Below are 19,105 nucleotides of genomic sequence, written 5' to 3'. Positions count from 1 at the left end.
TCGCGCCGTGGTACGGTTGCAACACAACGGCGCGGGGTGGAGCAGCTCGGTAGCTCGCTGGGCTCATAACCCAGAGGTCGCAGGTTCAAATCCTGTCCCCGCTACTGCAAGACGAAGGCCCGGATCCTCCAGAGGATCCGGGCCTTCGTCATGTCCCGGCGTCATGGTCCGGCCCGCGCCACGCCGGGTCTATACCGAAGGCCCATGCCAGTGGTGTGGGGTTCGTGCGAAGAGTGGTCCGAGCGGGGGGAGTTGAGCAAAGCTGTGTTTCACTTATCTCTCTGTGGGCAAGTCGACAAAACGCTGTAGTGACCTCACTGGCTGCGGTATACCAGGTGTACCCAGGTTGCAGGTGGTGCGACGATGGACGTTATGGGGGACAAGGCAACGCTGTTGGAGACGGGGCGGTTTGCGCAGCCGGCCGACCGGGAGGATCCCGGGGCGGCCGCTGAGGAGATGCGGCACCGGCTCGCGGCCGAGGCCGGAGACGTGGACGCGATGAGCGTTCTCGGCAGCCTGCTGCTGCGCCGCGGCGATCTCGACGGTGCCGAATCCTTGCTGCGCGGCGCGACCGCGGCCGGTGACCGCGCCGCCGCCAACAACCTCGGCGTCCTCCTGCACCAGCGTGGATATGTCGACGAAGCGGCCGGGTGGTGGCGCATCGCCGCCGTCGCCGGTTCCGCCGCTGCCGCGCACGCGCTCGGACGGCACCACCGCGAGCGCGGCGACGAGCCCGCCGCCGAGTACTGGCTCCGGCAGTCCGCCGAGCAGGGCCACACCCTGGGGGCGTACGCCCTCGCCGACCTCCTGGAGCACCGCGGCGACGTCGGCGCCGAGCGCTGGATGCGCACGGCGGCCGAGCGCGGCCACCGCGAGGCGGCGTACCGCCTGGCGCGGGCGCTGGACAAGCGTGCGGAGCGGGAGGGTCCGGGAGAGGACGGCGCACGGCGCGGGGCGGGCGAGCGCTCCGGTGGTCCCGGGCGTCCCGGCGCGGGTGCGCGGTTCGGCGCAGCGAAGGCAGGTGTCGTACGCCCCGGCGAAGGGGCGCGCCCCAACGGCGCGCGCCCCGGAAGCGCCACGCGCTCCGGTGCCGCGCGCTCTGACAACGGACGCGGAGACGGTGCCCGGACGGGCGGCGGCGCGGATGCCAAGCGCGCCGACGGCGGGCTCTCGCTCACCGACGAGGCCGAGCAGTGGTACCGCCAGGCGGCCGCGCGCGGTCACCGCCGTGCGGCGCTGCACCTCGGCGCGATCCTGGAGCGGCGCGGCGAGCTGAAGGAGGCCGGCCGCTGGTATCTGACGTCCGCCAAGGACGGCGAGGCGCGGGCCGCGTGCGCGCTCGGCTTCCTGCTGCGCGACGCGGGCGACGAGGACAACGCCGCCGTGTGGTGGCTCAAGGCCGCCAAGGATGGCGACGGGAACGCCGCGAACGCGCTGGGCGCGCTGCACGCCGAGCGCGGCGAGACCCAGACCGCCGAGCGCTGGTACCGCGCGGCGATGGACGCGGGCGACAACAACGGGGCGTACAACCTCGGCCTGCTCTGCGCCGAGCAGAAGCGCACCGCGCAGGCCGACCAGTGGTACCGCCGCGCCGCCTACGCCGGGCACCGCGAGGCCGCCAACGCGCTCGCCGTGCTGCTGCTCCAGGGCGGCGACGCGGCCGGCGCCGAGCCGTGGTTCTCCAAGGCCGCGGAGGCGGGCAGCGTGGACGCGGCGTTCAACCTCGGCATTCTGTACGCCGGCCGGGGCGACGACGCCGCGGCTCTCAAGTGGTACGAGCGGGCCGCCGCGGCCGGGCACACCCAGGCCGCGCTCCAGGTCGGCACGGCACGGCTGCGCGACGGCGACGAGCGAGCCGCCGAGCGGCACCTGCGGTGCGCGGCGGGGGGCGGCAGCGCGGAGGCGGCGTACCGCCTCGGGACCGTGCTCGACGCCCGGCGCCCGCCCGCCGGACCGCCCGCGCTGGGCGAGCCCGCGGCGCAGAAGACCGAGTGCGAGGAGTGGTACGAGCGCGCCGCCGAGCAGGGGCACCGGCGCGCCCAGGTCCGCGTCGGGATGCTCGCCGCGGGGCGGGGGGACGTGGTCGAGGCCGCGCGCTGGTACCGGCTCGCGGCGGAGGCCGGGAGCCGGAACGGGGCGTTCAACCTCGGGTTGCTCCTCGCCCGGGAGGGCAGTGAGCCCGAGGCCGCGCTGTGGTGGACCCGGGCCGCCGACGCGGGGCACGGGCGGGCCGCGCTGCGGCTCGCGCTGCTCTATGCGCGGCGGGGGCAGCTTGCCGAGGGGCAGCGGTGGGCGTCCCGTGCCGTTGAGCTCGGGCCTGCGGAGGTTGCCGAGCGGGCGGCGCGGTTGCGCGAGGCGCTGCGGCAGGAGCTTACGGCTTAGCGGGTGCCGTCGGCCTTGGGGTGCCCGGCGCCGGGGGTGCCGCAGGGAGAGTGCGCAGCCCGGCGCCGCGGGGTCCCGCTGTGCCCACCCTCCCCCAAGCTCTCGGCTTCGCTCGAGCAGGGAGGTACCCCCCTCGCCCTCTGGGCGGACCAGCTGCCCACAGCGGGGGCGGGAGGGCGGGTCAGCTGCCCACAGCGGGGCGCGAGGCGGCTCGGCTACTCGCAGCGGAGGGCGGCGTCTAAGGGATTTGCGCTGGTCGTGGGCTTGACGTAGTGTTGGGTTCATCGACGCGGGGTGGAGCAGCTCGGTAGCTCGCTGGGCTCATAACCCAGAGGTCGCAGGTTCAAATCCTGTCCCCGCTACTGATGAAGAAGACTGAGGGCCGGGTCCACATGGACCCGGCCCTCAGTCGTCTGTGCCGTCGGCGGTCACGGAACGCCCGAAGGGCCCGGCACCTCACAGTGCCGGGCCCTTCATACGTTCAAAGCGTCAGAGCATCGCTACGCGCTCGCGGAGCAGTTCGGGCACAGGCCCCGATACGTGACCTCCACGTCCGAGATCGTGAAGCCGAAGCGCTCGGAGTCGGGGAGCGCGGACAGCGGGTTGCCCGTGGGGTGCACGTCGCGGATGGCGCCGCAGCGGGCGCACACCAGGTGCTGGTGCGGCCGGTGCGCGTTCGGGTCGTACCGCTTGGCTCGGCGGTCCGTCGAGACCTCGAGGACCTCGCCGAGCGTGACCAGCTCGCCCAGGGTGTTGTAGACGGTCGCCCGGGAGATCTCCGGCAGCTTCGCGACCGCGCGGGCGTGCACCTCGTCGGCCGTCAGATGCACGTGCTCTCCGTCGAGGACCTCGGCCACGACGCGCCGCTGCGCGGTCATGCGCCAACCGCGTCCGCGCAGTCGTTCCAACAGGTCACTCATAAAGCCAGCCTAACAGGCGAGGGACCTAGGTCCCGAACGGGTGTGACTTTGGATGCTTACTTGACTTAGACAAAGTCTATCGTAGGATCGAGTTCGGCATACGCCAAGGGACAGGACTTGCACGAAATGACGCAGGAGGCGCACGTGACGCAGGGACCGCTCACCACGGAGGCCGGCGCGCCGGTCGCGGACAACCAGAACAGCGAGACCGCGGGCGTCGGCGGCCCCATGCTGATCCAGGACCAGCTGCTCCTGGAGAAGCTCGCGCACTTCAACCGGGAGCGCATCCCGGAGCGCATCGTGCACGCACGCGGCGCGGGCGCCTACGGCACCTTCACGGTGACCGCCGACGTCACCAAGTACACGCGGGCCAAGTTCCTCTCCGAGGTCGGCAAGCAGACCGAGACCTTCCTCCGCTTCTCCACGGTGGCCGGCAACCTCGGCGCGGCCGACGCGGTCCGTGACCCGCGCGGCTTCTCGCTGAAGTTCTACACCGAGGAGGGCAATTACGACCTCGTCGGCAACAACACCCCGGTGTTCTTCATCAAGGACGCCATCAAGTTCCCGGACTTCATCCACACCCAGAAGCGCGACCCGTACACGGGCTCCCAGGAGGCCGACAACGTCTGGGACTTCTGGGGCCTCAGCCCGGAGGCCACGCATCAGGTGACGTGGCTGTTCGGCGACCGCGGCATCCCCGCGTCGTACCGCCACATGAACGGATACGGCTCGCACACGTTCCAGTGGAACAACGAGGCGGGCGAGGCCTTCTGGGTCAAGTACCACTTCAAGACGGACCAGGGGATCAAGAACCTGACCGCCCAGGAGGCGGAGGTCCTCGCGGGCAAGGACCCCGACTCGCACCAGCGCGACCTGCGCGAGGCCATCGAGCGCGGCGAGTTCCCGTCCTGGACCGTGCAGGTGCAGATCATGCCGGCGGCCGAGGCGGCGGAGTACCGCTTCAACCCGTTCGACCTCACCAAGGTGTGGCCGCACGAGGACTACCCGCCGATCGAGATCGGCAAGCTGGAGCTCAACCGCAACCCGGAGAACATCTTCGCCGAGGTCGAGCAGTCGATCTTCTCGCCCGCGCACTTCGTCCCCGGCATCGGCCCGTCCCCGGACAAGATGCTCCAGGGCCGCCTCTTCGCGTACGGCGACGCCCACCGGTATCGCGTCGGCATCAACGCCGACCACCTCCCGGTGAACCGCCCGCACGCCACCGAGGCGCGCACGCACTCCCGCGACGGCTTCCTGTACGACGGCCGCCACAAGGGCGCGAAGAACTACGAGCCGAACTCCTTCGGCGGCCCGTTCCAGACGGACCGGCCGCTGTGGGCCTCGATCGCGGTCACCGGTGGCACCGGCAACCACGCGGCCGTGAACCACGCGGAGGACGACGACTTCGTGCAGGCCGGAAACCTGTACCGGCTGATGTCCGAGGACGAGAAGGCCCGTCTGATCGAGAACCTCGCGGGCAACATCGCGGGCGTCTCCCGTGACGACATCGCCGAGCGCGCCATCAACAACTTCCGCCAGGCGGACGACGACTTCGGCAAGCGGCTGGAGGCCGCGGTCCAGGCCCTACGCGGCTAAGACCCCCTTTTGCGCCTAAACCGGCGCCGCTCTCGCGGACCTGGTTGCTCGGCGTGGGGGTTGCTCAATTGATGGTTCCTGTTTCGTGCGGCGCCTGTGCGGATGTTGTCCGCGCAGGCGCCGTGTGCTCAGGCCACCGTCGCCGCCTGCCGCCGCACCGGCGCCCAGCAGCGGATGATGTCGCGTACGGAGACGATGCCCGCCGGCTCGTCGCCGTCGAGCACGATGAGGTGCCGGAAACCGCCGTGCGCCATCGCGTCCGCGGCGTCCTCCAGGGTCCAGGTCGGCGCCGCGAAGACGACGTCCGTCGTCGTGTGCGTGCCCGCCGTCTCGTGGTCCGGGTCCTGGCCGAGGCCGAGGGAGTCGAGGACGTCGCGTTCGGTCAGGATGCCGAGGCCGTAGGTGTCGGGGTCGAGGACGACGGCCGCGCCGACGCGGCGGGCCGCCATGAGGCGGGCCGCTTGGCGCAGGGTGTGGGCGGGGCCGATGGTGAGGACCACAGTGCTCATGGCGTCGCGGACGAGCATGGGCTGGAGCCACCTCCTTGGTGAATCCGTGGTTCGTACGATGCCGAAGGATTGCCTCCGCTTCATTGCGGAGGCAGGGATCTCTGGTATCGGTTAGAGAACGGGTTCACAAGTTCACAAGTGGGGGGACTCTCAGAGTCGCAGGCACACCGGGTGCCAACAAGAGGGCGTACGGGGTCAGTTCGCCGGATGCCGGAAGCGCGGCCGCACGCCGCGCGGATTCACGTCAGTAGCGCTGGTTGAGATAGCCGAGCAGCTCGCCGTGGAGCAGGCCGTTCGAGGCCACCGCGTTGCCGCTGTGCGGGCCCGGGGTGCCGTCGAGGCCGGTGAAGCGGCCGCCCGCCTCCGTCACGACGATCGCGGTGGCCGCCATGTCCCACAGCGACAGCTCCGGCTCCGCGCAGATGTCGACGGAGCCCTCGGCGACCATCATGTACGGCCAGAAGTCGCCGTAGGCGCGGGTGCGCCAGACCGCGCGGGTGAGGTCCATGAAGCCGTCCAGGCGCCCCTGGTCCTCCCAGCCGGTCAGCGAGGAGTACGCGAACGAGGCGTCCTGGAGCCGCGCGACCTTCGAGACGTGCAGCCGCGTCGCGGACGACAGGCTGCGGCCCGTGTACGCGCCGCCGCCCTTGGCGGCCCACCAGCGGCGGCCGAGCGCGGGCGCGGAGACGACGCCGACGACCGGCTGATAGCCCCCCTCGCCCGCCTCCATGAGGGAGATCAGCGTGGCCCAGACGGGCACGCCGCGTACGTAGTTCTTGGTGCCGTCGATCGGGTCGACGACCCAGCGGCGCGGGCCCGTGCCCTCGATGCCGTACTCCTCGCCGAGGATCGCGTCGCGCGGCCGTGCCCGCTGCAGCTGGCCGCGGATCAGCTCCTCGGCGGCCTTGTCGGCCTCGCTCACCGGCGTCATGTCCGGCTTGGTCTCGACCTTGAGATCGAGGGCCTTGAACCGGTCCATCGTCGCGGCGTCGGCGGCGTCCGCGAGGACGTGGGCGAGGCGCAGATCATCGTGGTAGTCGGGCATGGGTGAACAGTATCGATCTCGTTTCGCACGGGCCACAGCGCGTATCGGGCGGCGCCCGCCGGAACCCTTGACAGTGCCCGTGGGCGCGTCAACTCTGACGAGCATGACCGCACGGGCCGACCGGGCCCTGGGCAGCGGGAGGCGACGATGCCTGCAGCGCGGGAGTCACTGCTCGACGCGGCCTACACCGCGCTCGCCCGCCGGCCGTGGGCCGGGGTGCGCATGGTTGACGTGGCGGCCGTCGCCGGGGTGTCCCGGCAGACCCTCTACAACGAGTTCGGCAGCAAGGACGGCCTCGCGCGGGCGCTGCTGCGGCGCGAGACGGACACGTATCTGCGCGGCGTCGAGCGGGCGCTGGCGCAGGCCCGCGACCCCGTCGACCGGCTCGCCGCGGTGAGCGCGTGGACGATCGGCGCCGCGCGGGACAACGTCCTGGTGCGCGCGGTGCTCACCGGCTTCTGGAGCGAGCGGCTGCCGGCGCCGAGCCGGGCGGCCGTGTCCAGCTCCCCGGTCCCCGCCCAGCGCCGCGCGGACGCGGGCGTGCCCACACCCGCCGAACTCCTCACCCAGGTCAGGGACCGCGCGATGGCCGCCCTGGTGGAGCGGGGCCGCCCGTCCGAGACGGAGGACCTGGCGCGGGCCTGCGAGAGCGCGGTGCGCCTCGCGCTGTCGTACGTGGTGGCTCCGGCGGGGCGGGAGGAGGACCCGGCGCGGCTGGTGCGGCGGGTGATCGCGGGGGCGGTGGGACGTTGAGGCACCCGCCTCAGTGCGCCGACCCCGAGAGCTGGAGGCCGATGACGCCGACGATCACCAGCGTGATGGACACGATCTTCAGCGTGGACACCAGATCACCGAGGAAGATCATGCCGTAGATCGCCGTGCCCGCCGCGCCGATGCCGGTCCAGACCGCGTACGCGGGCCCCACGTCGAGCTTCTTCAGGGCAAGCGTCAACAGGCCGAAGCTGCCCAGGGCGAAGGACGCGAACGCGATGGTCGGCCAGAGCCGGGTGAACCCGTGGGACAACTTCAGGCAGACCGCGAAGCCCGTCTCGAGGATCCCGGCGACGATGACCAGCAGCCACGCCATGGTTGTGCCTCCCACGTCCGTACGTTCCGTGACCGCTTCACCAAAGCTTGATTCAATCTTGGTGCGATTATGCCCTTACCGGAGCGGGGGGTACGTAAACAACGCGGAGTTGACGGGGATCAGTCGCCCTCGCGCTGCTCCCGCGTCGCCAGCAGCCGCCGCAGCGAATACAGCCGCGCCGGATCCGCGTGCCCCTCGGCCACCCACGCGTCGAGCGCGCAGTCCGCCTCGTCGTGGCTGCACGCGCGCGGGCAGTTCTCCGTGCCGGGCTCCAGGTCGGGGAAGGCGTGGATGACGCGCGACGGGTCGACGTGGTGCAGGCCGAAGGAGCGCACGCCCGGGGTGTCGACCACCCAGCCCTCGTCGTCCGGCAGCGGCAGCGCGAGCGCGGAGGTGGTGGTGTGCCGGCCGCGGCCGGTCACCGCGTTCACCAGGCCGGTGCTGCGCCGCCGGTCCGCCGGGACCAGGGCGTTCACCAGAGTCGTCTTGCCGACGCCGGAGTGGCCGACGAACGCCGTGATCTTTCCGGCGAGTTCGGCGCGTACGCGGTCGGCCGCGTCGCCGTTCTCCAGCTCGTCGCGGCTGGTGACGACGTAGGGGATGTCCAAGTCGCCGTACAGCTCGAGGAGTTTGTCCGGCGGGGCCAGGTCCGACTTGGTCAGGACGAGCAGCGGGGAGAGCCCGCCGTCGTACGCCGCGACCAGGCAGCGGTCGATCATGCGGGGGCGCGGCTCGGGGTCGGCGAGGGCGGTGACGATGGCGAGCTGGTCGGCGTTGGCGACGACCACGCGCTCGTACGGATCGTCGTCGTCGGCGGTGCGGCGCAGCACGGAGGCGCGCTCGCCGATGCGGACGATGCGCGCGAGCGTGTCCTTCTTGCCGGACAGGTCGCCGACGATGTCGACGCGGTCACCGACCACGGCGGCCTTGCGGCCAAGCTCACGGGCCTTCATCGCCATGATGACGCGGTCCTCGACGAGGCAGGTCAGCCGGCCGCGGTCGACGGTGAGGACCATGCCCTCGGCGGCGTCCTCGTGCTTGGGGCGGATGTGCGTGCGCGGGCGGTTGCCCTTGCGGTTGGGGCGGACGCGGATGTCGTCCTCGTCCGGGTTCTTGCCGTAGCGGCGCATGGTCGTGATCGCCCGTCAGTTCCCGAGCATCCCGGCCCACAGTTCGGGGAAGTCGGGCAGCGTCTTGGCGGTCGTCGCGACGTTCTCGATCCGCACGCCGGGCACCGCGAGGCCGATGATGGCGCCGGCGGTGGCCATGCGGTGGTCGTCGTACGTGTGGAAGACGCCGCCGTGCAGCGGGCGCGGGCGGATGTGCAGGCCGTCGGCGGTCTCGGTGACGTCGCCGCCCAGCTCGTTGATCTCCTTGGTGAGTGCGGCCAGGCGGTCCGTCTCGTGCAGCCGCAGGTGGGCGACGCCGCGCAGGGTGGAGGGCGAGTCGGCGAGGGCCGCGACGGCGGCGATGCCCGGGGTGAGCTCGCCGACCTCGCTGAGATCGACGTCGATGCCGTGCACCGAGCCGGAGCCGGTGAACGTCAGGCCCTGCTCGGTCAGCTCGCAGGAGCCGCCCATCTCGGTGAAGATCTGGCGCAGCGCGTCGCCGGGCTGCGTGGTGCGCGCGGGCCAGTCGGGGATGGTGACGCGGCCGCCGGTGATCAGGGCCGCCGCGAGGAACGGCTGGGCGTTGGACAGGTCCGGCTCGACCGTCAGATCGCGGCCGAGCAGGGCGCCGGGCGTGACCCGCCAGACGTTCGGCTCGCCGCCCGCCTCGGGGGTGTCGACCTGCGCGCCGGCCGCGCGCAGCATGTCGACGGTCATGCGGATGTGCGGCATGGAGGGCAGGGCGCTGCCCACGTGCCGTACCTCCACGCCCTGGTTGAAGCGCGGGGCCGACAGCAGCAGCGCGCTCACGAACTGGGAGGACGAGGAGGCGTCGATCTCGACCCGGCCGCCGTCCAGGGCGCCCCCGCCGTGCACGGTCAGGGGCAGCGCGCCGCGCGCGTCGTCGTCGATGCGGGCGCCGAGGGCGCGCAGCGCGTCGATCACGCCGTGCAGCGGGCGTTCGTACGAACGGGGGTCGCCGTCGAAGCGGATCGGGCCGTCGGCGAGCGCGGCGACCGGCGGCAGGAAGCGCATGACCGTGCCCGCGTTGCCGACGTCGACCGTGGCGGGGCCGCGCAGGCCGGAGGGGATCACGCGCCAGGCCTCGCCGGAGCCGTCCTGGCCGCCCGCGACGGCGGAGCTGGACGAGACGGTCTCCTCGATGCCGACGCCCATGGCGCGCAGCGCGGCGGCCATCAGGAGGGTGTCGCGCGAGCGCAGCGGGCGGCGCAGCCAGCCCGGCTCGTGGGCGAGCGCCGCGAGCACCAGGCCACGGTTGGTGACCGACTTCGAGCCCGGGACGTGGACCGTCGCGGTGACGGCTCCGCTCGCGTGCGGGGCTGGCCAGAGGGCGGTGTGTGTCGGGTTCACGGTCATGCCCACACTTTAGTGGCTGCCGCCGACGGCAGATCTTGATCAAATGTGGCGAAACTCAGGCGAAACAGAGAACTGGTACGGAGCGGGGGCTGCTACGGGGCTGCCAAGGGGCTGACGCGGGGTGGCCGTGAGGTGACGGCCCGGTAATCATCTGCACCGTCACACCGCCTGCCCCGTCACCATCTGCCCCCTCACACCGTGAGCAGCCAGCGGCCGCCGCCTATGAGCGAGCACAGCGACACGGCGTGGAACAGGAACAGCCACATCCCGGCCGGAACGTGCGTCAGCCGCGACAACTGGTCCGCGTCGGAATCCCCGGCCCCGCCGTGCCTGCGCTTGGCCTGCAGCTCGAAGGCGGGACGTACGCCGCCGAGGAGCAGGAACCAGACCGCGGCGTACGCGAAGGCCGCCTGCACGTCGGTGTTCGCGAGCCAGGAGACGCCCAGGAACACCCCACCCGAGACGATCACGGTCAGCGCGCCGTACGCGTTGCGGATCATCACCAGCATCGCGACCAGCAGGGCGGTGGCGATCCACAGCAGCGCCGTGATGCGGCCCTCGCCGAGCAGCGCGGCGCCGCCGAGGCCGAGCAGCGGGGGCGCGGTGTAGCCCGCGGCGGCGGTGAGGATCATGCCGAGGCCGGTGGGCCTGCCGCGGCTGACGGTCAGGCCGCTGGTGTCGGAGTGCAGGCGGATCCCGTCCAGGCGGCGCCCGGTGAGCAGGGCCACCAGGCCGTGGCCGCCCTCGTGGGCGATGGTGACGGCGTTGCGGGCGACGCGCCAGGGGCCGTGCGGGACGACGACGGCGAGCGCGACGACCCCTGCGGCGATCACCAGCCACTGCTCGGGCGCGGACTGCGTACCCGTGAGGCGGTCCCAGAGGTCGCTTGCGCTGGCGGAAGCGGAGGTGTGCATTGCTCGGTTGGCTCCCTGTCGTCGGCCGCGGCATGGCAGTGTGGCACGTATGTGCGGACGGTATGCATCGAGTCGTAGACCAGAGGATCTCGCAGGAATCTTTGAGATCGAGAAGTGGGAGCCGGAAGAGGCTCTGGAGCCCGACTACAACGTCGCTCCCACGAAAGAGGTCTACGCCGTCCTCGACCGTCCTCTGAGAGACGCCGAGGACCGTCGTCCGGTTCGCCAGCTCCGCAAGCTGAAGTGGGGACTCGTCCCGTCCTGGGCGAAGACGCCGGAGGGCGGCGCGCGGATGATCAACGCGCGCGCCGAGACGGTGCACGAGAAGCCCTCCTACCGCCGGGCCTTCGCCGCACGCCGGTGCGTGCTGCCCGCGGACGGCTATTACGAGTGGGTGACCGGGCAGGCCGAGCGGGACCTGGAGGTCGAGGGCAAGAAGAAGCGGCCCCGCAAGCAGCCGTACTTCGTGACGCCCGCCGACGGGTCGGTGTTCGCCATGGCCGGGCTCTACGAGTTCTGGCGGGACAAGACGCTCCCCGACGAGCACCCCCTGGCGTGGTGGGTGACGTGCTCCGTGATCACCACGGAGGCGGAGACGACGCCGCTGGCCGTCGCCCCCGAGGAAGGCCCGAAGGCGCTCGCGGACATCCACCCGCGCATGCCGCTGATGCTGACGCCCGACCGCTGGGACGCCTGGCTCGACCCCGCCCGCACGGACGTGGACGACCTGCGGTCCCTCCTGGAGCCGCCCCCGGCCGGGCTCATGCGCGCCTACCCCGTGACCACGGCGGTGAGCAACGTACGGAACAACGGGCCGGAGCTGCTGAAGGAGCTGGAGGGTCCGGAAGAGGGCACACTCTTCTGACGTGACCAAGAGCAAGCCCCTTGAGACAACCGAGACCGTCGAGGCAACCGGGACCGTCAAGACAACCGGGACCATCGAGACGGTCGAGACCGGCGCCGGTGAGGCGCGGATCACCTGGTACGCGGCCAAGGACGCCCGGCTCGTCCTCGCCGTCAGCCACGGTGCCGGCGGCGGGATCGAGGCCAGGGACATCCAGGCCCTCGCCGCCACGCTGCCCGCGCACGGCGTGACCGTCGCCCTCGTCGAGCAGCCGTGGCGCGTCGCGGGCAAGAAGGTGGCGCCCGCGCCCAAGACCCTCGACGTCGGCTGGCGCGGGGTGTGGCCCGCGCTCACCGAGCCTGGCCTGCCCGTGATCGCGGGCGGCCGCAGCGCCGGGGCGCGGGTCGCCTGCCGCACCGCGGGCGAGCTGGGCGCCGCCGCCGTGCTCGCGCTCAGCTTCCCGCTGCACCCGCCCGGCAAGCCGGAGAAGTCCCGCGCCGACGAGCTCCTCGGCGCCGGGGTGCCCACCCTCGTCGTACAGGGCGGCCACGACCCCTTCGGCAGGCCCGCCGAATTCCCGGACGGGAAGAAGGGCAAGAACAAGAACGGCAAGAACAAGAACGAGAACTCGTACGACCTCGTGGAGATCCCTTTCGCTGATCACGGCCTCGCCGTACCGAAGAAAGCGGATATCTCACAGGACGACGCGGTGAAACTCGTCACGGACGCCGTCGTCGCCTGGACGGCGGGAATGGTGCGGCGGTGACCGCTGTTGTGCGGAACAGACCACAGACGCTGTTCGTACGAGAGGAAGTCCGCCGCATGGGTTCGACCATCTGCCCGAACCGCTCCAGCGCCTCTGACCTGGAGTGGAGCGTGCTGAGCGCGCCCAAGGCCGCCCCTATTCGAGCGGCGCGCGGTGCGGGTCGTCGTCTATCCTCCGATTCGAGTGGAGTCGGCATCGGTTCCACCACGTCGTTGTCGGAGGAGGTGGGTCCGGTCGCTGGGACCGACGCAGGGACCGAGCACGGCCAGGCCGAGCAGTCCGGGCAGCCCGAGAGGTCCGAGGAGACGGCCGCACAGCGCACGGCCCGCTTCGAGCGGGACGCGCTGACGTTCCTCGACCAGATGTACTCGGCGGCGCTGCGCATGACGCGCAATCCGGCGGACGCGGAGGACCTGGTGCAGGAGACCTACGCCAAGGCGTACGCGTCGTTCCACCAGTTCCGTGAGGGCACCAACCTCAAGGCGTGGCTGTACCGCATTCTCACGAACACGTTCATCAACTCGTACCGCAAGAAGCAGCGCGAGCCCCAGCGCAGCGCCGCCGAGGAGATCGAGGACTGGCAGCTCGCGCGTGCCGAGTCGCACATGTCCACCGGACTGCGCTCGGCCGAGTCGCAGGCGCTCGACCACCTGCCTGACTCGGACGTGAAGAACGCGCTGCAGGCGATCCCGGAGGAATTCCGCATCGCCGTCTATCTCGCGGACGTAGAGGGCTTTGCGTACAAGGAGATCGCCGACATCATGGGTACACCCATCGGTACGGTGATGTCCCGTCTTCACCGCGGCCGCCGCCAACTCCGCGGCATGCTCGAGGACTACGCGCGCGACCGCGGTCTGGTCCCGGCCGGTGCCGGAGAGTCGACGAACGAAGCGAAAGGCTCGGGCTCATGAGCTGCGGAGAGCCGCACGAGACTGATTGCAGTGAAGTCCTGGACCATCTCTATGAGTTCCTGGACCACGAGATGCCGGACAGTGACTGCACCAAGTTCGAGACGCACTTCGAGGAGTGCTCTCCGTGCCTGGAGAAGTACGGCCTCGAGCAGGCGGTCAAGAAGCTGGTGAAGCGCTGCTGCGGCCATGACGACGTGCCCGCCGACCTGCGCGCCAAGGTCATGGGCCGGATCGACCTGATCCGCTCCGGCCAGGCCGTGCCCGACACGGACCTGACGGCGGCGCCGGCGGACGGCACGGCAGCCGAGGCCTGACCCGGGCCTCTGGGCCCCGTCGGCCTGCACGCTGCCCGGCCCCTCCGGCCGGTTTCGGTCGGCCGTCGTTCGTTTCTCTTGTTTCTTTCGCCGTTTCTCACTCGAAGGTGCTAATTCGCGGCTGCGAGCCGTGGCGTGCCCGACCCCCGTTCTAGTCTCCGGACCTGAATCGGGGAGGAGGTGGCCATGCGCTCGGTGCCCGCACGGGCCCGGGGGTACGTCCTGTGCGCCGCCCTCGGCGGCGTCGCCTGCGTCGTGCCCGCGCTCCGCCCCGACACCCGCTGGTCCGTCCTCGCGCTGCTCGCCGCCCTGTACGCCGGGGGCGAGCACGCGGTGCGGCGCGACGTCGCCGCCCGCACCTTCTTCCCCGTGCTGCTCGCCGGGGTCTTCCTGCTGCCGCCCGCCGCGGCCGCGCTCGTCGCCGTCCCCGGCGCGCTGTGCGCCCCCGTCGAGCGGCAGCCGCGCGTCCTGCGCCGGGTCTGGCGATCCGCGCAGCTCGCCCTGGCCGCCTGGGCCGCCGGACACGCGTATGCCGTGTTCGGCGGGCCCGTCGCGGCCTCGGCGCCCGATTTCCCGTACGTGCTGCTGCCCGCCGCGGCCGCCGTGCTGGCCTTCGCCGGGGCGCTGACCCTCCTCGACGGCGGGATCCTCGTGACGGCGGAGCGGGTGCCCGCGCGCGCGGCCTGGCGCGGGCTGCTGCTCCGGTCGCTCGCGCCCGTCGCCGTGCACGGGCTCGCCGGGCTGATGATGGCCGTGCTCTGGTCCAGCCCCTACGGCCCGCCCGCCGCGCTCCTCGTCCTGCTCCCGATGGGCGTCTCCTGCTGGGTGTTCGCGCAGTACCACCGCGAGCGCTCCGCCCACCAGGCCACCATCCGCGCGCTCGTGCAGGCCGTCGACCTCAAGGACCGCTACACCCGCGGCCACAGCGAGCGGGTCGGCCGCGCCTCCGTGCTGATCGCGCGCGAACTCGGCATGGACGACGAACGCGTGGAAGTGCTGCGCTTCGCCGGGATCCTGCACGACGTCGGCAAACTCGGCGTCCCCACCCGGCTGTTGCGCAAGGACGGCCCACTGACCGCACAGGAGCGCCGGGTGATCGAGCTGCACCCCGAGTACGGACACGAGATGGTCCGCGGCATCGGCTTCCTCGGCGAGGCGCGGGCGGCGATCCTGCACCACCACGAACGCATCGACGGCAGCGGCTACCCCTACGGCCTGACGGGCACTCAAATCCCGGAATCCGCGCGGGTGGTGGCCGTCGCCGACGCGTTCGACGCCATGACGTCCACCCGCTCCTACCGCCGCGCCCGCCCCGTCCCGGCCGCCGTGGCCGAACTGGAGCGCTGCGCCGGGGTGCAGTTCGACGCGGCGATGGTGGGGGCGCTGGTGCGGGCGCTCGACCGGCACGGGTGGGACTCGGAGGTCACGGCCGGGGGCGTGGTGCGTTCCGCCGAGGAGCCGGTCGTCGCGCCGGTCGGCGGCCCGGTCGTCGCGCCGGTCAGCGGCCCGGACGGTGGCCCGGTCGGCGGGGCCCCGGCCGGGAGTCCCGAAGCCGTGGCCGACGCCCCCGCGACGTACCGCCCCGCCCGACGGTGACCCCACGCCCCGGCGGGCCCCCGTCCGCGGTCGTGCCGGCCCTGGTGCGGGCCGCCGCCACCCTCCTCGCCGCCGGTGCGCTCGGCGCGACCCTGTGGCGCGGGGCCGAGGAGCCGGGCATCGCGCTGGCCTTCGGGGTGCTCATAGCCGTGGGCGAGCTGGCGCGGTGGGGGAGCGGCGGGCAGCGCGAGCCCGCGCCGCTGGGCTCCGCGGGCGCCCTCGCCTACGCCCTGCTCGGCGAGTGCGGCGGGCAGCCCACCCATCACGGCGTCCTCCAGGTCGTCGCCGTCGTGGTCGCGGCCGGTCTGGTCGGGGCCGTGCCGCACGTGGCGGTCGGCCGCGGCCCCTGCCTCGACCACCTGGCCCGCCGGGTGCTCGCCGTCGGCTTCGCCGCGCTGTGCTTCCAACCCCTCTACAACTCCGGGCAGTTGGCGGCGCTCACCGGGCACGGGCCCGCGTACGCCGTCGTCATCGTGACGCTCCTCGCGCTCACCGCGCTGTGCGACGCCGTGCTCGCCGCCGCCATGGCGCACGCCCGGTCGGGGTGGCCGTTCGGGCCGCTGCTGCGCGAGGAGCTGCGGGGCATGTCCGGCATCGGGTCCGCCGTGTGCGCGACGGGGGCCGTGATGGCGCTCGCCGTCGCCGTGGCCGGGCTGTGGGCGCTGCCCGTCTTCAGTCTGCCGCTGCTCCTCACCCAACTGGCCTTCCGCCGGTACGCGGCCGTACGGACCACCTACCGCCAGACGATCGCCTCCCTCGCCCGCGCCACCGAGATCGCCGGCTACACCCCGGCCGGCCACGCCCGCCGCGTCGCCGACCTCAGCCGCGCCGTGGGCCGCGACCTCGGCCTCTCCGGCCCTGACCTGGGCGTTCTCGAGTACGCCGCCCTGATGCACGACATCGGCCAGCTCTCCCTCGTCGACCCCGTCCCCGCCGGCGCCACCGCCGCCCTGCCGGAGGCCGAGCGGCGCCGCATCGCCCTGCTCGGCGGGGCCGTCGTACGCCAGACAGGCGTCGCCGCGGACGTTGCGCTCGTCGTGGAGCGCCAGGCCGATCCGTACCGCGAGCAGCCGCTCACCGCGCGCATCGTGCGGGTCGCGAACGCATACGACGAGATGGCCAGGGAACAAGGGCCCCAAGGGCCCCTCACCGCCCTGGAGCGGCTTCGCCTGGCCACCGGCCGCGACTACGAGCCGGAGGTCGTCGAGGCACTCGCGCGGGTGCTCGCGCGGGGCAGGGGGCGGCCCGGCGAACGGCGGGGCGCGGGAGGACCCTCCGAGGGCCCCGCCACGGGCCCCTCCGAGGCCGTCCGCAAGGGTCCCGCGGGGGAGCGCGGGTGACCGCGCCGCGGTGTGCCCACAACGCGGTCTGACCCTGCGCTCACCTGGGTAACCCATGGGTAATGAGCGGCCGTCCGACGGTCCGTGGTTGGATGCGAAGGAAGCGCGAAAGCGCGACAGCACGGCAGCGGGGAAACCCCGACAAGAGCTGGCAGGCGGGAATCGTGAGGATCTTCGGCAAGGGACGGCACCGGCCCTCCGCCTCCTGGCGGCAGGCCACCGACCGGGCGTTCACGCTCATCGGCGACGGCCGCTACGAGGACGCGGGCGCGCTCCTGACACGCGCCGCCGATCTCGAACCCTGGCTGTCCGAGTCCTGGTTCAACCTCGCGCTCCTGCACAAGTTCCGGCACGACTGGGAGCAGGCGCGGGCCGCGGGCCTGCGGGCCGTGGCGCTGCTCGACCGCTCCCAGGGCGCCCCGGACTGGTGGAACGTGGGCATCGCGGCGACCGCCCTGCAGGACTGGCCGCTCGCCCGCCGCGCCTGGCAGGCGTACGGCCTGAAGGTGCCCGGCGGGGTCGCCGCCACCGGTGAGCCCATGGGCATGGAGCTGGGCAGCGCGGCCGTGCGGCTCTCGCCGGAGGGCGAGGCGGAGGTCGTGTGGGGCCGGCGCCTCGACCCGGCCCGGATAGAGGTGCTCTCCATCCCGCTGCCGTCCTCCGGGCGGCGCTGGGGCGAGGTCGTCCTGCACGACGGGGTGCCGCACGGCGAGCGGACCACGGCCGCCGGGCACGCGTACCCCGTCTTCGACGAGATCGAGCTGTGGGCGCCCTCGCCGGTGCCCACGTGGGTGGTGCTGCTCGAGGCCGCCACCGAGGAGGACCGGGACGCGCTGGAGCGGCTCGCCGCCGACGCGGGGTTCGCCGCCGAGGACTGGTCGTCGTCCGTGCGGCTGCTGTGCCGGATGTGCTCGGAGTCGCGGATGCCGAGCGATGAGGGGGACGGGGAGCACCTGGACCCCCACGACCACAGTGAGCCCGGGCATCCTGGGCCCCTGGGCCACCGGAGCCCCGGGGCGCTGTGGGTTCCCGAGCGGGAGTGCGGGATCGCCGCCCCTGCGGGGCTGGTGCGTGGGCTCCTCGACGGGTGGGTTGCCGACAGCCCGGACTCCAGGGACTGGCGGGACCTGGAAGAGGTCTGCTAGCGCAGGGCTGGACTGTCTGTCTGCGGGCGCGTTGGTGGCTGTCGCGCTGCGCGCTCGTCCTCAGTCGCCGGACGGGCTTTTCCCCACCCGCCCGCCCTTTCCATGTCTCGAGCGCTCGTCCGCCCCCGGAAGGGGCGGGTGGGCGGGGGAGAGAGAGCCCGTCCGGCGACTGAGGACGCCGTACCCTGTATGGGCACGACAGGCAGCGGTTCCCAGGAAGAAGGCATACGGCGGACATGGCGCAGGACACTGAGCAGCAGCGGCCGGGCGGAGTGCTCCCGGTCGACGACGAGGGCTTCGTCATCGACACGGAGGACTGCGAGGAGCGCGAGACGGCCTACCGCGAGCGCGGCACGTCCCGGCCGATCACGGTCGTCGGCAACCCGGTCCTGCACAAGGAGTGCAAGGACGTCACCGCCTTCGACGACGATCTCGCGAAGCTGGTCGACGACATGTTCGCCAGCCAGCGCACCGCGCAGGGCGTGGGCGTGGCCGCCAACCAGGTCGGCGTCGACCTGAAGGTCTTCGTGTACGACTGCATGGACGACGACGGCGTCCGGCACGTGGGCGTGGTCTGCAACCCCGTGCTCCAGGAGCTGCCCGCCGACCAGCGCCGCCTGGACGACTCGGGCGAGGGCTGCCTCTCCGTGCCCACCGCCTACGCCGAGCTGGCCCGCCCCGACTACGCGGTCGTCACCGGCCAGGACGAGAAGGGCAACCCGATCAAGGTGCGCGGCAAGGGCTACTTCGCCCGCTGCCTCCAGCACGAGACGGACCACCTGTACGGGTACCTGTACATCGACCGCCTCTCCAAGCGCGAGCGCAAGGACGCGCTGCGGCAGATGGAAGAGGGCACCCCGCGCTATCCCGTGGTGCCGAACGACTGATCTGCGCCACGGTTGAGGCGCGCGGGAAGCACGTGACAGCAGCAGCGGCCCCTGGTCGGGGAACACCCCCCTGACCAGGGGCCGTTGTTATACCCGCTCAGAACAGGACAGGACTAGCCCACGATCAGCCGCTGGTGATCCATATTCGGTCACGTAAGGGGATGTTCTCGGCACGCTGGGGTAGTGAATGGCGCAAATCTGTTCCCTGAACGGTCAGTTGTGGTGCTGAATAGAAAGCGCGGGGATACGCAACGGCGCGCGCCCGGCACGGCGGGAGGGGCGTGGGTCCTCAGGCGGTCGAGAGGGGTTTGTTCGTGCCTGCTTCCTCACACAGCACTTCACAGTCGGACCGGACGACAGCGG

The 19,105-nt window shown here is 72.3% G+C and carries 18 protein-coding genes and 2 tRNA genes; 13 read left to right on the top strand and 7 right to left on the bottom strand.

Features of this window, described 5'->3' with window-relative positions; all coding sequences use genetic code 11:
- Positions 1-30 precede the first annotated feature (30 nt).
- From AC0KTA_RS12355 to AC0KTA_RS12345, 3 genes are all read left to right on the top strand, one after another.
- A tRNA-Met gene (locus AC0KTA_RS12355) sits at positions 31-104 on the top strand.
- A 259-nt stretch (positions 105-363) separates the two neighbouring features.
- A complete protein-coding gene (locus AC0KTA_RS12350) occupies positions 364-2,382 on the top strand; it encodes a tetratricopeptide repeat protein (RefSeq protein ID WP_481055167.1) in 2,019 nt (672 codons plus the stop codon).
- 288 nt (positions 2,383-2,670) lie between these two features.
- A tRNA-Met gene (locus AC0KTA_RS12345) sits at positions 2,671-2,744 on the top strand.
- Positions 2,745-2,882: 138 nt separating this feature from the next.
- On the opposite strand, the gene AC0KTA_RS12340 is transcribed toward AC0KTA_RS12345, so the two are convergent.
- Entirely contained in the window at positions 2,883-3,302 is a 420-nt protein-coding gene (locus AC0KTA_RS12340) for a Fur family transcriptional regulator (protein WP_189728015.1), read from the bottom strand.
- Positions 3,303-3,428: 126 nt separating this feature from the next.
- On the opposite strand from AC0KTA_RS12340, the gene AC0KTA_RS12335 reads away from it, so the two are divergent.
- Positions 3,429-4,898 (top strand): catalase, encoded by a 1,470-nt coding sequence (locus AC0KTA_RS12335; RefSeq protein WP_481056397.1) that lies wholly within the window; start codon positions 3,429-3,431, stop codon positions 4,896-4,898.
- Positions 4,899-5,026: 128 nt separating this feature from the next.
- Here AC0KTA_RS12335 and AC0KTA_RS12330 read toward each other — a convergent pair whose 3' ends face one another.
- Positions 5,027-5,425, bottom strand: coding sequence for a CBS domain-containing protein (locus AC0KTA_RS12330; RefSeq protein ID WP_481055166.1), 399 nt, complete (start codon positions 5,423-5,425; stop codon positions 5,027-5,029).
- Positions 5,426-5,651: 226 nt separating this feature from the next.
- Complete coding sequence (gene hisN / locus AC0KTA_RS12325) at positions 5,652-6,452, bottom strand: histidinol-phosphatase (RefSeq protein ID WP_481055165.1); 801 nt, start codon at positions 6,450-6,452, stop codon at positions 5,652-5,654.
- A 147-nt stretch (positions 6,453-6,599) separates the two neighbouring features.
- On the opposite strand from hisN, the gene AC0KTA_RS12320 reads away from it, so the two are divergent.
- Entirely contained in the window at positions 6,600-7,205 is a 606-nt protein-coding gene (locus tag AC0KTA_RS12320) for a TetR/AcrR family transcriptional regulator (RefSeq protein WP_481055164.1), read from the top strand.
- Between the two features lie 10 nt (positions 7,206-7,215).
- Here the strand turns inward: AC0KTA_RS12320 and AC0KTA_RS12315 are convergent, their stop codons facing one another.
- The 4 genes from AC0KTA_RS12315 to AC0KTA_RS12300 form a co-directional block, all read right to left on the bottom strand.
- A complete protein-coding gene (locus tag AC0KTA_RS12315) occupies positions 7,216-7,539 on the bottom strand; it encodes a DMT family transporter (protein ID WP_189729266.1) in 324 nt (107 codons plus the stop codon).
- A 119-nt stretch (positions 7,540-7,658) separates the two neighbouring features.
- Complete coding sequence (rsgA, locus tag AC0KTA_RS12310) at positions 7,659-8,669, bottom strand: ribosome small subunit-dependent GTPase A (protein ID WP_481055163.1); 1,011 nt, start codon at positions 8,667-8,669, stop codon at positions 7,659-7,661.
- 15 nt (positions 8,670-8,684) lie between these two features.
- Complete coding sequence (aroA, locus tag AC0KTA_RS12305; protein WP_481055162.1) at positions 8,685-10,025, bottom strand: 3-phosphoshikimate 1-carboxyvinyltransferase; 1,341 nt, start codon at positions 10,023-10,025, stop codon at positions 8,685-8,687.
- Between the two features lie 191 nt (positions 10,026-10,216).
- Positions 10,217-10,939 carry a M50 family metallopeptidase gene (locus AC0KTA_RS12300; RefSeq protein WP_481055161.1) on the bottom strand — a complete coding sequence of 241 codons (723 nt, stop codon included), beginning with the start codon at positions 10,937-10,939 and terminating at the stop codon, positions 10,217-10,219.
- Between the two features lie 49 nt (positions 10,940-10,988).
- On the opposite strand from AC0KTA_RS12300, the gene AC0KTA_RS12295 reads away from it, so the two are divergent.
- The 8 genes from AC0KTA_RS12295 to def all read left to right on the top strand — a co-directional run bounded on the left by AC0KTA_RS12295 (position 10,989) and on the right by def (position 18,742).
- A complete protein-coding gene (locus AC0KTA_RS12295; protein WP_481055160.1) occupies positions 10,989-11,804 on the top strand; it encodes an SOS response-associated peptidase in 816 nt (271 codons plus the stop codon).
- Positions 11,805-11,877: 73 nt separating this feature from the next.
- On the top strand, positions 11,878-12,549 hold the full coding sequence (locus AC0KTA_RS12290; protein ID WP_481056396.1) for an alpha/beta hydrolase family protein: 672 nt from the start codon (positions 11,878-11,880) through the stop codon (positions 12,547-12,549).
- 224 nt (positions 12,550-12,773) lie between these two features.
- On the top strand, positions 12,774-13,460 hold the full coding sequence (locus AC0KTA_RS12285) for a sigma-70 family RNA polymerase sigma factor (protein ID WP_481055159.1): 687 nt from the start codon (positions 12,774-12,776) through the stop codon (positions 13,458-13,460).
- Positions 13,457-13,774: a mycothiol system anti-sigma-R factor gene (gene rsrA, locus AC0KTA_RS12280; RefSeq protein WP_481055158.1), complete on the top strand. Its 318-nt coding sequence runs from the start codon at positions 13,457-13,459 to the stop codon at positions 13,772-13,774. Before AC0KTA_RS12285 ends, rsrA begins: the two co-directional genes overlap by 4 nt.
- Before the next feature lie 186 nt (positions 13,775-13,960).
- Positions 13,961-15,370, top strand: a complete 1,410-nt coding sequence (locus AC0KTA_RS12275; protein ID WP_481055157.1) for an HD-GYP domain-containing protein — start codon at positions 13,961-13,963, stop codon at positions 15,368-15,370.
- A complete protein-coding gene (locus AC0KTA_RS12270) occupies positions 15,367-16,710 on the top strand; it encodes an HD-GYP domain-containing protein (protein WP_481055156.1) in 1,344 nt (447 codons plus the stop codon). The genes AC0KTA_RS12275 and AC0KTA_RS12270 overlap by 4 nt, the downstream gene beginning before the upstream one ends.
- A 164-nt stretch (positions 16,711-16,874) precedes the next feature.
- Positions 16,875-17,855: a tetratricopeptide repeat protein gene (locus tag AC0KTA_RS12265; RefSeq protein WP_037662734.1), complete on the top strand. Its 981-nt coding sequence runs from the start codon at positions 16,875-16,877 to the stop codon at positions 17,853-17,855.
- 236 nt (positions 17,856-18,091) lie between these two features.
- Positions 18,092-18,742 carry a peptide deformylase gene (gene def, locus AC0KTA_RS12260; protein ID WP_481055155.1) on the top strand — a complete coding sequence of 217 codons (651 nt, stop codon included), beginning with the start codon at positions 18,092-18,094 and terminating at the stop codon, positions 18,740-18,742.
- The last annotated feature ends 363 nt before the right edge of the window (positions 18,743-19,105 follow it).

This window comes from Streptomyces sp. Y309 (assembly GCF_056712025.1).
The sequence above is the reverse complement of the archived record's forward strand: the minus strand, read 5'-3'. Positions and strand labels throughout refer to the sequence as shown.